This is a genomic window from Thermus sp., from assembly GCF_040290245.1.
In the GTDB taxonomy this organism is placed as follows: Bacteria; Deinococcota; Deinococci; order Deinococcales; family Thermaceae; genus Thermus_A.
Genome location: NZ_PSMQ01000006.1, coordinates 29086 through 41768, shown reverse-complemented (window position 1 = coordinate 41768; position 12683 = coordinate 29086). Strand labels below are relative to the sequence as shown.

Annotated in this window: 13 protein-coding genes and 1 tRNA gene; 8 read left to right on the top strand and 6 right to left on the bottom strand. The window is 63.2% G+C overall.

Annotation, left to right across the window (positions count from 1 at the left end; genetic code table 11):
• Window positions 1–56: 56 nt before the first annotated feature.
• The 6 genes from prmC to rpmH are packed head-to-tail and all read right to left on the bottom strand — an operon-like array spanning window position 57 to window position 3423.
• Window positions 57–854 (bottom strand): peptide chain release factor N(5)-glutamine methyltransferase, encoded by a 798-nt coding sequence (prmC, locus tag C4301_RS01845; RefSeq protein WP_352413416.1) that lies wholly within the window; start codon window positions 852–854, stop codon window positions 57–59.
• On the bottom strand, window positions 829–1407 hold the full coding sequence (locus C4301_RS01840; RefSeq protein ID WP_352413415.1) for a Jag family protein: 579 nt from the start codon (window positions 1405–1407) through the stop codon (window positions 829–831). The genes prmC and C4301_RS01840 overlap by 26 nt, the downstream gene beginning before the upstream one ends.
• Window positions 1408–1416: 9 nt before the next feature.
• Window positions 1417–2712: a YidC/Oxa1 family membrane protein insertase gene (locus C4301_RS01835; protein WP_352413414.1), complete on the bottom strand. Its 1296-nt coding sequence runs from the start codon at window positions 2710–2712 to the stop codon at window positions 1417–1419.
• Entirely contained in the window at window positions 2709–2948 is a 240-nt protein-coding gene (gene yidD, locus C4301_RS01830) for a membrane protein insertion efficiency factor YidD (protein WP_352413413.1), read from the bottom strand. Before yidD ends, C4301_RS01835 begins: the two co-directional genes overlap by 4 nt.
• Window positions 2949–2953: 5 nt before the next feature.
• Window positions 2954–3292, bottom strand: a complete 339-nt coding sequence (gene rnpA / locus C4301_RS01825) for a ribonuclease P protein component (RefSeq protein ID WP_352413412.1) — start codon at window positions 3290–3292, stop codon at window positions 2954–2956.
• Window positions 3289–3423, bottom strand: a complete 135-nt coding sequence (rpmH, locus tag C4301_RS01820) for a 50S ribosomal protein L34 (protein ID WP_352413411.1) — start codon at window positions 3421–3423, stop codon at window positions 3289–3291. The genes rnpA and rpmH overlap by 4 nt, the downstream gene beginning before the upstream one ends.
• Before the next feature lie 149 nt (window positions 3424–3572).
• Between rpmH and C4301_RS01815 the strand changes: the two genes are divergently transcribed.
• The 8 genes from C4301_RS01815 to C4301_RS01780 all read left to right on the top strand — a co-directional run bounded on the left by C4301_RS01815 (window position 3573) and on the right by C4301_RS01780 (window position 12634).
• Window positions 3573–4334, top strand: a complete 762-nt coding sequence (locus C4301_RS01815; protein WP_352413410.1) for an ABC transporter ATP-binding protein — start codon at window positions 3573–3575, stop codon at window positions 4332–4334.
• Window positions 4331–6268: a long-chain fatty acid--CoA ligase gene (locus C4301_RS01810; protein ID WP_352413409.1), complete on the top strand. Its 1938-nt coding sequence runs from the start codon at window positions 4331–4333 to the stop codon at window positions 6266–6268. Before C4301_RS01815 ends, C4301_RS01810 begins: the two co-directional genes overlap by 4 nt.
• Entirely contained in the window at window positions 6265–7158 is an 894-nt protein-coding gene (locus C4301_RS01805; RefSeq protein WP_352413408.1) for a branched-chain amino acid ABC transporter permease, read from the top strand. Before C4301_RS01810 ends, C4301_RS01805 begins: the two co-directional genes overlap by 4 nt.
• Window positions 7155–8219 (top strand): branched-chain amino acid ABC transporter permease, encoded by a 1065-nt coding sequence (locus tag C4301_RS01800; protein ID WP_352413407.1) that lies wholly within the window; start codon window positions 7155–7157, stop codon window positions 8217–8219. The genes C4301_RS01805 and C4301_RS01800 overlap by 4 nt, the downstream gene beginning before the upstream one ends.
• A gap of 9 nt (window positions 8220–8228) precedes the next feature.
• Complete coding sequence (locus C4301_RS01795) at window positions 8229–9428, top strand: ABC transporter substrate-binding protein (RefSeq protein WP_352413406.1); 1200 nt, start codon at window positions 8229–8231, stop codon at window positions 9426–9428.
• Between the two features lie 47 nt (window positions 9429–9475).
• Window positions 9476–10297 carry an ABC transporter ATP-binding protein gene (locus C4301_RS01790; RefSeq protein WP_352413405.1) on the top strand — a complete coding sequence of 274 codons (822 nt, stop codon included), beginning with the start codon at window positions 9476–9478 and terminating at the stop codon, window positions 10295–10297.
• A 41-nt stretch (window positions 10298–10338) separates the two neighbouring features.
• Window positions 10339–10413: transfer RNA gene (locus C4301_RS01785), tRNA-Val, on the top strand.
• A gap of 85 nt (window positions 10414–10498) precedes the next feature.
• Window positions 10499–12634 carry an alpha-amylase family glycosyl hydrolase gene (locus C4301_RS01780; protein ID WP_352413404.1) on the top strand — a complete coding sequence of 712 codons (2136 nt, stop codon included), beginning with the start codon at window positions 10499–10501 and terminating at the stop codon, window positions 12632–12634.
• Window positions 12635–12683 lie beyond the last annotated feature (49 nt).

The window sequence follows — 12683 nt, the reverse complement described above, 5'->3', positions numbered from 1 at the left end:
GGCGGGGAAGGACCTCTGGACCACCGAGCCCCCAGACCTCCTTTACCTGGCCCTGTTCACCCTGCCCTAGGCCGCTGGGCCCTGAGGTAGCGGGGCCGGCCTAGGAGATCCTCCTTCACCTCGACCTGTTCAAACCCCATGGCTGCCATCTCTCGGGCCAGGAGGTGGATGTTTTCCGGGGCAAGCTCCAGGTAGATCCACCCCCCGGGCCTGAGGGCCTCCCAGGCCTCGGCCACCAGGGGCCGGGCCACCTTAAGCCCGTCCTCTCCCGCGTAAAGCGCCAGGGGGTTCTCATGGGCCAGCTCCTTGGGGGCGATGGCCCGGTAGCCTTCGGGAAGATACGGCGGGTTGGAGAGAATTAAATCCACCCCCCTTAGCCCCCCGGTCAAGGGGAGGGGGAGGAAGGTGACCTCGAGGCCCAGGGTTTCGGCGTTTTCCCTTGCCAAGGCCAGGGCTTCTGGATCGATCTCTGTGGCGTAGACCCGGGCCTCAGGGCGGCGGGCCTTGTAGGCGAGGGCGATGGCCCCGCTCCCTGTCCCCACGTCCAGGACTTTGGGGGCCTCGAGGGGAAGCTCTAGGGCCCACTCCAAAAGGCCCTCCGTCTCCGGCCTAGGGATCAGGACCCCTTCCCTCATTTTCAGAGGAAGACCAAAGAATTCCCATTCTCCCAGGAGGTACTGGAGGGGATAGCCAGCAAGCCGCCTCTCCAGAAGGGCCAAAGCCTCCTCTTGGGCGGCTTTGGGGACCTCCCTCGGAATTTGGAAAGGCAAAACCCCCAGGGCTTTGGCCAGGAGAAGCCGGGCCTCCCTGGGGGAAAGCCCCGCTTCCTCAAGCTCCTTCTCGAGAACCCTCAAGAAGCTCACGGGGGTAGACGACCACGTGCCTTTCCTCCCCTTCCCCCTGGCTTTCCGTGGTGACCCGGGGGTGGTTTTTCAAAAGCACGTGGATCACCCGCCGCTCCGCGGGGCGCATGGGGGGAAGGTGGAGGGGGGTTCGGCTCAGCTCCACCTGGAGGGCGGCCTCCTGGGCCAGTTTCTTTAGCCGCTCCTCCTGCCTTTTGCGGTAGTCCGCGGCGTCCATCTGGACCCGGGGCCCTCCCCCGAACCGCTTGGCCAAGACCACGTTGGCCAGGTATTCCACCGCCTTTAAGGTCCGGCCCTCCTTGCCGATGAGCCGCCCCAGATCCCCCCCGCGGACCTCTGCTTTGAGGACCTCTCCTTCTTCCCGCACCTCCACGCTGTACCGGGGGTCCAGGTGGAGAAGGAGGCCCACCAAAAACTCCTCCAGCGCCTCCTTCGGCCCCTTGTCTGGGGCCCCTTTTTCCCGCACCTCCACCTGGGGGAGGTCCTCCTCCAAGACCCCCAGGTCGGAGAGGAGGTCGTCCAGGTTCTTTTTCTTCTCGTCCATACCTAAAGTTTACTTGGCGAGGATGGGCTTGAGGCTCCGGTTGATGAGCCACTGCTGGAGGAGGCCGATTAAATTGGATAAAATCCAATAAAGAGTGACTCCGGAGGGGAACTGCAGGACCAAGAAGATGAAGATGAGGTTCATGAAGAGGCTTTGCCGGATGATGTCCTTGTTCCCATGGGCCGAGAACCAGGTAGAGGCGAAGGTGGAGGCCACATAGAGGGCGGGAAGGATGTAGAAGGGGTCGGGCAGGGCCAGGTCGGGGATCCAGAGAAAGCCTTGGCCGAACTCGTAGTTGGCGATGACCTTCCAGAGGATGAAGAGGATGGGGATCTGGAGGAAAAGGGGAAGGCAGCCCGCGGCCGGGTTGACCTTGTGCTCTTGGTAGAGCTTCATGGTGGCCTCGGTCCGCTTCTCCGGGTCGTCCTTGTATTTTTTGTTGATCTCCTGGATGAGGGGTTGGAGGCGCTGCATCTCGGCCATGCTCTTGAACTGCTGGTGCATCAAAGGCCAAAGGAGGAGCCGCACCAGAAGGGTCAGGATAAAGATGGCCAAGGCCCAGCTACCGGTGTAACGGTGGGCGGTTTCCATGACCCAGAGGAGGCCCAAGGAGAGCGTTCCCCACAGATTGGGCGTGAAGAGGCCGGGCAGGGAGAGAAGCCCCTCCACGTGGAAGCGGACGAGCTCATTCTGCCCACCGTAGACCCTCAAAAGCTGGCCCGGGCTCAGGTTTACCTCCGCTTCCTGCCCCAGGAGCTTGGCCGAAAAAACCCCTCCGTAGAGGACCAAGGCATACCCCGCCTTGGGCCGCGTCTGCCAGGCCACATAGACCGCCCGCCCCTCCCCCGAGGTCTGAGGGGTGTTCTGCCCTTGGAGGAGGAGTTTGGGGCTACCCGAGGCCTGGACCTTCAAGACCAGGGGGAAGTTGGCCTGGACCTCCACGGTGTACAGGCCTTTGTGGATGCGATAGGTGAGGGCCTTCTCGCCCTCTTTGAACTCGGCGAGGAGGAGGTCTTTCTCCGTTCGGAACTCGGCCCTTTGCGCTTTGAAGCCCACCGCCTCGAGGATGGGCCTGCCGTTGCCCAGATTGGGGGCCTTGGCATAGGCGCCGCCAAAGTCCGTGCCCTTGTACGTTTTCACATACCAGCCCAAGATTCCGCCCGCCTGGCTAAAGGCCAGGTCGGCCACCGTGGTCACGGCCACGTGCTCGGGCTGACCGTCCCCGTTGACATCCACCGCCCGCCAGCCCACCTCGAGGGCGAAGGCGGGGAGGAGGGCGAAGAGGAAGAGGACCAGGCGGTTCATCGAGCCTCCTTTCTCGGAGGGAAGACCGGGGGAACCGGGTCCAGGCCGCCGGGGTTGAGGGGGTGGCAGCGGAGGATGCGCCGGATGGTCAGGTAGCCCCCCCAAAGCGCACCGTGCCGTTCCACCGCCTCGAGGGCGTAGGCGCTGCAGGTGGGGTGAAAGCGGCAGGTCTTGGGTTTCAAAGGGGAAAGGACCCTGCGGTAAAACCGGATGGACCAGAGGAGTAAAGCGCGCACGGGGCCTATTGTACCAGGCCGCTTCTCTTAAGGGCCAGGAAGAGGTCCCGGGCGAGCTCAACGAACCCCGCCTCCCTGGCCTCGGGCTGGGCGATGACCAGGAGGTCGGCTGGGGGAAGGTGAAGCCGCTTTAGGATCTCCCGGATGCGCCTGCGCACCTTGTTCCGGACCACGGCCTTGCCCACCTTTTTGGAGACCACGATCCCCACCGCCACCCCTTCCGTGCGGGGGAGCCAGCGGACGGAAACCAACCGGCCCCGGCCGGAACGACCCTTCCTCAGGCGCTGAAACGCCCGGTCCCCTTTTAGAGAACCCAAGGGGGCCTTGGCCCCCCCCTGGGTCATACGGTGAGGCGGTTCCGGCCCTTCTGCCGCCTGCGCTTCAGGACTTTCCGCCCGCTTTTGCTCTTCATCCTCGCCCGGAAGCCGTGGGTCTTGGCCCGCTTGCGCCTGTTGGGTTGCCAGGTCCTTTTCATCCATCTCCCTCCTTAGGGGGGCTGCCCCCGGCACAAGGCACCAGTGTACCACATCCTCGGGCGGCTAGATCTAACGCTTTTTTGTCCGCCCGGCTAGATGCGTTGACATAATATGCGCCCCTTTAGTAAACTTTTGCCCAAACGCGGCCATGGGGCAGCTTGAAGTGCATACCCTCTATCTCAGTTTCGGTGGCCTAACGGCCCTGGCGGGGGTCTCCTTACGGGTGGAGAAGGGGGAGCTCGTCTCCATCATCGGTCCCAACGGGGCGGGGAAGACGAGCCTTTTGAACTGCATCTCTGGCTTCTACCACCCTGAGCGGGGACGGATCCTCTTTGAGGGGCATGACCTCACCCGGGCCAGCCCCCATGAGGTCACCCGGTACGGGATCGCCCGGGCCTTCCAAAACATCGAGCTCTTCTCCGGCCTCACCGTCTTGGAGAACCTGATGCTCGCCCGGCACACCCACCTTCGCTATGGCCTCCTTCCCGCCCTGTTCTTTTACGGGAAGCCCCTGAGAGAGGAGGTGGAGAACCGGCGGGCAGTGGAGGCGGTCATCGATTTCATGGAGCTCGAGCCCTACCGCAAGGCCCTGGTGGCAAACCTCCCCTATGGGGTGAGGAAACGGGTGGAGGTGGCCCGGGCCCTGGCCCTCTCCCCGAAGCTCCTCCTTTTGGACGAGCCCATGGCGGGGATGACCCTTGAGGAGAAGGAGGACATGGTCCGGTTTATCCTGGAGATGAAGGCCCAGGGCCTGACCGTGGTGCTCATCGAGCACGACCTGGGGGTGGTGATGGACATCTCCGACCGGATCTACGTTCTGGACTTCGGACAGCTGATCGCGGAAGGGCCCCCGGAGGAGGTGGCCAAAAACCCCAGGGTCCAGGAGGCCTACCTGGGGGTGGAGGCATGATCCGGCCCTCGCCCGAGCTCAAGCGCTACACCCTGCCCCAGCTCCTCCGCCTAAGGGCGGAAAGGGAGGGGGGGCGGGTGGCCTTGAGGGAGAAGGACTACGGCATCTGGAACGAGATCACCTACGCCGAATACTACGAAAAGGTCCTCCTTTTCGCCCATGGCCTCCTCTCTTTGGGCTTTAACCCAGGAGAACGCCTTGCCATCCTCGCCGACAATATCCCCGAGTGGCTCTACGCCGAGCTGGGCACCCAGGCCGTCCGGGGCATCAGCGTAGGGGTGTACCAGAGCAGCCTCCCTTCGGAGATCGCCTACATGCTTTCCTACACCGGGGCCAGCGTGGTCTTTGCGGAGGACCAGGAGCAGGTGGACAAGCTCTACGAGATCCGAGGCGAGATCCCCCAGGTCCGCTGTGTCATCTACGAGGACCCCAAGGGGATGCGGGGGTATCAGGACCCTTGGCTCATCTCCTTTGGGGAGCTCCTGGAGCGGGGCAGGGAGCACCGAAGGGCGCATCCGGACGCCGTGGAGAGGCTCCTTTTAGAAGCGAGCCCTGAGGAGGTCTGCCACTTAAGCTCCACCTCCGGCACCACCGGCCGTCCCAAGGCGGCCATGCTCCGGCACCGAAACCTCATCCACATGGGGGTGGCCCTTCAGGAGGTGGACCCCCTCCTTCCTACGGATGACTACCTTTCCTTCCTCCCTCTGGCCTGGATTGGGGAGCAGATGATGTCCGTGGCCATGGCCCTTACCGGGGGGTTCGCGGTGAACTTTCCTGAGGAGGTGGAGACGGCCATGCAGGACCTTAAGGAGATCGGCCCCCACGTGATGTTCAGCCCTCCCAGGGTCTGGGAGGGCATCCAGAGTCAGATCTGGGTGCGCATCTCCGAGAGCCCCGCCTTCAACCGCTTTGTCTACCAAAGGCTTCTCCAGGTGGGCTACCGGGCCGCTGAGTACCGGATGCGGGGCCAGAGGATGCCCTTGGGTCTTTGGCTCGCGGATCGCTTGGCCGATCTGGTCTTGTTCCGCCCCTTGAGGGACCAGCTGGGCTTCCTCCGCCTCCGGCGGGCCTACACGGGTGGGGCGGCTTTGGGCCCGGATGTCTTCCGCTTCTTCCACGCCATCGGGGTCAACCTTAAGCAGATCTATGGCCAGACGGAGATCATCGGCATCGCCTTTGTCCACCGGGATGGGGACATCCGCTACGACACCGTGGGCCTTCCCCTGCCGGGGGGTGAGGTGCAAATCAGCGAGGAGGGGGAGATCCTCTGCCGTTCGGATGCGGTCTGCGCCGGGTACTGGGAGCGGCCCGGGGCCACGGCCGAGACCTTCCGGGACGGATGGCTTCACACCGGGGACGCGGGCTACCTTACGGAGGACGGCCATCTGGTGGTGATCGACCGTCTTTCCGATGTGATGCGCACTCAGAAGGGTACGGTCTTCAGCCCGCAGTTCATCGAGAACAAGCTCAAGTTCAGCCCCTACATCAAGGAGGCGGTGGTCTTCGGGGATGGAAAGCCTTTCCTCACCGCTTTTCTCAACATCGATCCGCAGACGGTGGGCAAGTGGGCGGAGGACCGGGGCCTGGCCTACACCACCTATCTGGACCTTTCCTTAAAGCCGGAGGTGGCTGAGCTCATCAAGAAGGAGGTCAAGCGGGTGAACGAGGAGCTACCTGAGGAGCTCAGGATTCGGCGCTTTGTGCTCCTATACAAGCTTTTGGACGCGGACGACGAGGAGCTGACCCGCACCGGGAAGGTCCGCCGGGGCTTCATCGCCAAAAGATACGCGCTTTTGGTAGAGGCGCTTTACGGGGGGAAGGAGCAGGTGGAGGTGGTGGCGGAGTTTCGTTACCAAGACGGCAGCGTTCAGCGCCTCTCCACCGAGGTGCCCATCCATACCCTAAACGGCGTGCCCGTGGGGGGTGCGGCATGACCTACTTCCTTCAGCTTCTCTTCTCTGGGGTGGTGGTGGGCCTCATCTACGCCTTGGCCGCCTTGGGGTTTGTCCTCGTCTACAAGGCGAGCCGGGTGGTGAACTTCGCCCAGGGCCAGTTTATCGCCATCGGCGCTTTCCTCGCCTACTGGGCCCTGACCGCTCTGGGGGCGCCGTTCCTCCTGGCCGCCGCTTTGGCCCTGGCCCTGACGGCCCTTCTGGGCTTCGGCGTGGAGAGGATTTTCCTAAAAAGGCTCGTGGGGCAGCCCATCATCTCCATCATCATGGTGACCATCGGCCTGGCCTCCTTTTTGGACGGGGTCATCCACCTCACCCCCTACGGCGCGGGCAATTACAGCTACCCCAGCTTTCTGCCCCCGGGTGGGGTGGGGTTCCTGGGGGTGACCATCTCCTATGCCCAGCTTATGGCGGTTTTCTTTACCCTGGGGTTTCTTCTGCTTTTCAGCTGGTTTTTCCAGCGCTCCACCTTGGGCATCGCCATGCGGAGCGTAGCCGACGATCAGATGGCGGCCATGAGCCTGGGGGTTTCGGTGGAGAGGGTCTTTGCCCTGGCCTGGGCCGCGGCAGGGCTTACCGCGGCCGCGGCGGGCCTGGTGGTGGGGACGGTCTCCGGGCTTAACCTGGATGGCCTTACCCACATCGGGCTCAAGGTCTTTCCAGCGGTGATCCTGGGAGGACTGGATTCCATCCCAGGGGCGGTGGTGGGAGGGGTTCTCATCGGGGTTTTGGAGAACCTCGCCTCTGGCTACCTGGATGCCTATATCCCCGGGGGAGGGACGCGGGATGTCTTTCCCTTTTTGGTCCTGCTCCTGGTCCTTTGGTTTAAACCCCATGGGCTTTTCGGCACGGAGGAGATCGAGCGCGTATGAGAAACCCCTGGGCCCAGACCGGCAACTACAAGACGCGGTATGAGCAGGACTCGAGCCTGTTCGCCACCCACTGGGAACTCGTTTCCCTTTTGGTCTTCTTGGGAGGGATGCTCCTTCTGCCCCAGTTCCTTTCCCGGACCCAGGTCTTTATTTTGGACCTTATCCTCATCTATGCCCTGGCCACTTTGGGCCTCAACATCACCACCGGGTACGCGGGGCTTATCAACATCGGCCAGGCGGCCTTCATGGGGGTGGGGGCGTACACCGCCGCGCTTTTGGCCCCGAACCTTCCCTTCTGGCTGGTCCTCCCCTTGGGGGGCCTGGGGGCGGGGCTTCTAGGGGTGGTGGTGGGCCTTCCCTCCCTGAGGGTCAAGCACCTTTACCTGGCCTTGACCACGCTGGCCTTCCAGGTGATCTTCGAATGGAGCGTGGGGCACCTGCCCCTCTGGAGGCAGGGGGGGGCCATGGAGATGCCCCGGGCGAGCTTTCTGGGCCTCGAGGCGGGGTACCGCAACCACTACCACTTTTGGTACTACGTGGCCTTCACCACGCTGGTTCTGATGGCGCTAGCCTGGCGGAACCTTCTCAGGACCAAGTGGGGCCGGGCCCTTATCGCCGTGCGGGACAACGACCGGGCCGCGGACGCCATGGGGATGGACCCGGGCCGGACAAAGCTTCTGGCCTTCTTCCTGGGGGCCTTCTACGGAGGTGTGGCAGGGGGAATCTACGCCTACTTCGCCCGCGCGGTGGTCATCGAGGATTACACCCTCACCGTTTCCATCAAGCTCCTGGCCATGGCCATCGTGGGGGGGCTGGGGACCTTGGTGGGAAGCTTTTTGGGTCCTGCCTTCATGGAGCTTTTGGATGTGAACATGGAGGTTTTCTCAGGCCTTCTGAAGGCCTGGGGCCTGGGGGGCGCAGGGGTGGACGTGGCCACCGCCATGCGTCCTTTGGCCTTCGGCCTCATCATCGTCCTCTTCCTCATGTTTGAGCCGAGGGGGCTTTACAACTGGTGGAGGCTCGTGCGGAGCTATTTCCGCACTTGGCCGTTCAAGTACTAGGAGGGGAGTATGCGGAGGAGTTTGGGCGTTCTTCTGGCCATCGGTTTAGGGCTGGCGCAGCAACAGGTAACCCTCTTTTGGTCGGGGGCGATCACCGGGCCCACCTCCGACACCGGGGCCCCGTATGGGGCGGCGGTGGAGGACTACTGCCGCTACGCCAACCAAGAGAAGCTGGTCCCGGGCCTCACCTTTAACTGTGTGGTGCGGGACGACCAGTACAACAACGCGAACACGCAGCGCTTCCTCGAGGAGGCGGTGGACCGGTTCAAAATCCCCCTTTTCCTTTCATACGCCACCGGGGCGAACCTTCAGCTCAAGCCCCTGATTCAGGAGCTGAAGCTGCCCACCCTGCCCGCTTCCAACCACATCGAGCTCATTGACCCGCCCAACAACGACTACTTCTTCCTGCCGGTCTCGAGCTATTCCGAGCAGGTGGTAGCCCTTCTGGAGTACATCGCAAAGCAAAAGAAGGAGGCCAAGGTGGCCCTGGTGGTGAACCCCAGCCCCTTCGGCCGGGCCCCGGTGCCGGATGCGAGGAAGGCGGCCCAGGCGCTTGGCCTGCAGATCGTGGACGTCCAGGAGGTGGGTTCGGGCAACCTGGACAACACCGCGCTTTTGAAGCGGTTTGAGGCGGCGGGGGTGGAGTTTATCGTGCACCAGAACGTGGCGGGTCCGGTGGCGAACATCCTTAAGGATGCGAAGAAACTGGGCTTGGACAAGAAGATCCGCCAGCTCGGGGCGGTCTACACGGGGGGGAATGACCTCATCGCCCTGGCGGGGGATGCGGCGGAAGGATTCCTCTGGGCCAGCCCCTACTACACGGTGGGGGAGGACACCCCGGGCATCCGGCTGCAGAAGACCTTGACCCAGCGGTACAACCGCCCCAAGGCCCTGGCGGAAAGCCATAACTACACCGCGGGGCTTCTGGCTGCCGCCATAGGGGTGGAGGCCATCAAGCGGGCTTACGAGCGGTTCAAGCGGGTGACCAACGAAACCGTCTACCAGGCCCTCCTCTCCATGAACGGGCCGAACGCCTTTAAACCGGGTTTGGCGGTCTCCACCAAGCAGGGGGTTGAGATCGACTTTACCAAGAGCGAGAGGACGGGCGCGGAAGGCCTCCGGATCCTAGAGGTTAAGGGTGGGAAGTTCGTACCCATTACCGAGCCCCTTACCTCCACCCTCTTCCGCAAGGTCCACTACGGCAAATGAACCCAGTTCGGGGGCGGGACCCTCCCGCCCCCTTCCTCTGGAGGCCTATGCACCCTCTTCGCCCGGAAGACCTAGGGGAGATCCAGCTTCTTTTGAACAACATCGAGGTGGTCTACCACGACATCATCCTGGTCCTAAGGGGCGTTTCGCTAAAGGTGCCCAAGGGCCGGATCACCGCCCTCCTGGGGCCCAACGGGGCGGGGAAGACCACCACCTTGCGGGCCATCTCCGGCCTCCTCCTCCCCGAGGACGGGGAGGTGGTCCGGGGGGAGGTCTTCTTTGAAGGTATTCCCATCCACAACCGCTCCCCGGAGGAGATCGTCCGGCTCGGGATCGTCCAGGTTCCGGAGGGGCGGCGGGTCTTCAAGCATCTCACGGTGGAGGAAAACCTGAAGGTGGGCACCCTCACCCGGCGGGGGGTCAGCTGGAAGGAGGAGCTCGAGCGCATCTACCATTACTTTCCCCGACTTAAGGACCTAAGAAACCGCCTGGCCGGGTACTGCTCCGGCGGTGAGCAGCAGATGCTGGCCATTGGCCGGGCGCTTCTGGCCAAGCCCCGCCTCCTCCTTTTGGATGAGCCCTCCTTGGGGCTTGCCCCCCTCTTGGTGCGGGAGATCTTTGACATCGTCGCCCGCATCAACGAGGCGGAGGGGGTGACGGTTCTGGTGGTGGAGCAAAACGCCCGGGTGGCGTTGTCCGTAGCCCACTACGGCTACATCATGGAGTCGGGGCGGGTGGTTTTGGAGGGGGACCGGGCGTATCTCGAGGAGAACCCGGATGTCCAGGAGTTCTACCTAGGGCTTAAGGGGGGTGGCCGCAAAAGCTTCAAGGACGTCAAGGCCTACAAGCGCCGGAAACGGTTCATGTGACTTGACAGCCTGGCCGTCTAGTGATACGTTGCTAGGCGCGAGGGCGGCTAGCTCAGTGGAAGAGCGCTCGCCTCACACGCGAGAGGTCGTAGGTTCAAGTCCTACGCCGCCCACCAGGGGTGCTGAGGCCCGGGGTAGCCCGGGCCTCTTTTATGAAGGGCGGTTAGGGGGTAATATGGAAGCGCTTCTTTAGGAGGCGGTATGCCACGAGTGTTCGCCCTTTGGTTGGTGCTGGGTCTGGCTTTTGGGGTACCGGTGACCTTCCGCTACACCCCGCCCCCAGGGCTAGAGGTGAACTCGGTTAGCCTCAGGGGCTCGTTTAACGGCTGGGGCGAGACCCCCATGGCTAAGCAGGACGGGTCTTGGGCCGTCACCTTGGACCTAGAACCCGGCGAATACACCTACAAGTTCTTCATCAACGGTCGCTGGCCCAAGGATATGTGCGACGACCCCGTCTTCGGAAAGCCCATGGTGGACCCTAGCGCCCAAGGGTGTGTGGACGATGGGTTTGGCGGTCGGAATGCGGTGATCCTGGTGGCGGGGTCTAAGCCGCCTGCCTCTTCCGAAGGGGGGGAGGAGGTTGCCTTTGCCCACGCCCCTGAGGAAGCCCGGTACGTCTCATCCTCGGATGGGCACCTTTCCATCCGGTTTACTGCGGCCGAGGGTGGGGTGGCCAAGGCCTGGCTCGAGGCGGGGGGAAGAACCTTCCCGATGCACCGGCAGCTCGCTTTCCCTGGAACCGAGCTATGGCGGGTCTCGGTAGAACCTGGGCTAGGGGCGTACCGCTTCCGGGTCCTGACCCCGGGTGGTCGGGAGGAAACCTTTGGTCCGTTCACCCCTCCAGAGGCCCCCTTTACCGAGGTCGCTTGGGTGGGGCAGGGGGTGGGATACCAGATTTTTCCAGAACGATTCTATAATGGTGACCCAAGCAATGATGCCAAAGCCCTGGAGACGGATGAATACCGGTTCAACCTGGTTTGGCAACGTTCCGGAAGGACAAAGCCCCACCTTTCGGCCTGGAGCGATCCGCCGAGCGAGGAGCACTGTTGCCACCAGTACTTTGGCGGGGATCTGGCCGGCGTTTTGGCCAAGCTGCCCCACCTCGAGGCCCTGGGGGTGAGGCTTATCTACTTTAACCCGCTTTTTGACTCGGGGTCCGCTCACGGGTACGACACCCACGATTACCTAAAGGTATCCCCTAAATTCGGGGATAAACTCCTCCTAAAGCGGCTTTTGGAGGAAGCGCATTCCCGGGGCATGCGCGTGATCTTCGACTTCGTGCCCAACCATACCGGCTTGGGCTTCTGGGCTTTCCAGGACGTGGTTCGCCGGGGACAGGCCTCGCCCTACTGGAACTGGTACTTCATCAGGCGCTGGCCCTTTGAGCCGGGCGATGCCCAGGCCTACGAGGCGTGGTGGGGTGTGGCCAGCCTGCCCAAGCTGAACACCGGCAACCCCGGGGTCAGGCGCTACCTCCTGGAGGTGGCCAAGTACTGGATCCGCTTCGGGTTTGACGGCGTGCGGGTGGATGTCCCCGGGGATCTTTTGGATGCGCACGCCTTCTTTAGGGAGTTCCGGACGGAACTCAAAAGGCTTAAACCCGAGGCTTACCTGGTGGGCGAGATCTGGCAGCGGGATGCCCGATGGCTTCGTGGGGATGAGTTTGACTCCCTCATGAACTATGCCATTGGCCGCGATATCCTGCTTCGATTTGCCAAGGGGGGAAGCCCCATTCTTTACGGCGGGCGGCAGGCTTTGGCCGACCTGTCCCGGACTTACGCCCTTTACCCCGAGGCTGTGGCCGGAATGGGCTTTAACCTGATCACCTCCCACGACACCGCCCGGTTGCTCACAGAGGTGGGGGGTGGGGGGCTCAAGGAGACCCCATCCCCAGAAGCCCGGGCCCGGGGAAGGTTGGCCGTGGCCATGCTCTTTGCCCTTCCCGGGGTCCCGGTGGTCTTTCAGGGGGATGAGTGTGGCTTTACAGGTGAGAAGCCCGGGGCACCGCCTTATGATCTGCAGCGCTATCCCATCCAGTGGGACCGGTGCGATGAGGAGACCTTGGCCTTTTACCAGCGGCTTTCCGCCCTCCGCCAGCAACTGCCCTCCCTGAGGAGCGCGGTCTTTCGAGGCTACCGGGGTGAGGGGCATCTGCTGGCCTTTTTCCGTGGGGAGCCGGGGACAGGGGAGGTGTTGGCCGCCTTCAACAATGGGGAGGAGGCTTTGGGTTTGGATCTCCCAACAGGGGACTGGCGGGACCCTTTGGAAGGGCGGATCTACCGCCAGAAGGTGGAGCTTGCCCCTCTGGGGTTCCGGTACTTGGAGCGCGTGCGGTAGGGTGCCCCGCTGGGGCTTAGGATGAAGGTTAGGGCCCGCCTTTTGGATA

What these genes read in the sequence shown, in the direction of transcription:
- C4301_RS01840 (WP_352413415.1), bottom strand. Translation starts at nt 1,407, where the DNA reads ATGGACGAGAAGAAAAAGAACCTGGACGACCTCCTCTCCGACCTGGGG.
- C4301_RS01835 (WP_352413414.1), bottom strand. Translation starts at nt 2,712, where the DNA reads ATGAACCGCCTGGTCCTCTTCCTCTTCGCCCTCCTCCCCGCCTTCGCC.
- rnpA (WP_352413412.1), bottom strand. Translation starts at nt 3,292, where the DNA reads ATGACCCAGGGGGGGGCCAAGGCCCCCTTGGGTTCTCTAAAAGGGGAC.
- rpmH (WP_352413411.1), bottom strand. Translation starts at nt 3,423, where the DNA reads ATGAAAAGGACCTGGCAACCCAACAGGCGCAAGCGGGCCAAGACCCAC.
- C4301_RS01815 (WP_352413410.1), top strand. Translation starts at nt 3,573, where the DNA reads ATGGGGCAGCTTGAAGTGCATACCCTCTATCTCAGTTTCGGTGGCCTA.
- C4301_RS01810 (WP_352413409.1), top strand. Translation starts at nt 4,331, where the DNA reads ATGATCCGGCCCTCGCCCGAGCTCAAGCGCTACACCCTGCCCCAGCTC.
- C4301_RS01805 (WP_352413408.1), top strand. Translation starts at nt 6,265, where the DNA reads ATGACCTACTTCCTTCAGCTTCTCTTCTCTGGGGTGGTGGTGGGCCTC.
- C4301_RS01800 (WP_352413407.1), top strand. Translation starts at nt 7,155, where the DNA reads ATGAGAAACCCCTGGGCCCAGACCGGCAACTACAAGACGCGGTATGAG.
- C4301_RS01795 (WP_352413406.1), top strand. Translation starts at nt 8,229, where the DNA reads ATGCGGAGGAGTTTGGGCGTTCTTCTGGCCATCGGTTTAGGGCTGGCG.
- C4301_RS01790 (WP_352413405.1), top strand. Translation starts at nt 9,476, where the DNA reads ATGCACCCTCTTCGCCCGGAAGACCTAGGGGAGATCCAGCTTCTTTTG.
- C4301_RS01780 (WP_352413404.1), top strand. Translation starts at nt 10,499, where the DNA reads ATGCCACGAGTGTTCGCCCTTTGGTTGGTGCTGGGTCTGGCTTTTGGG.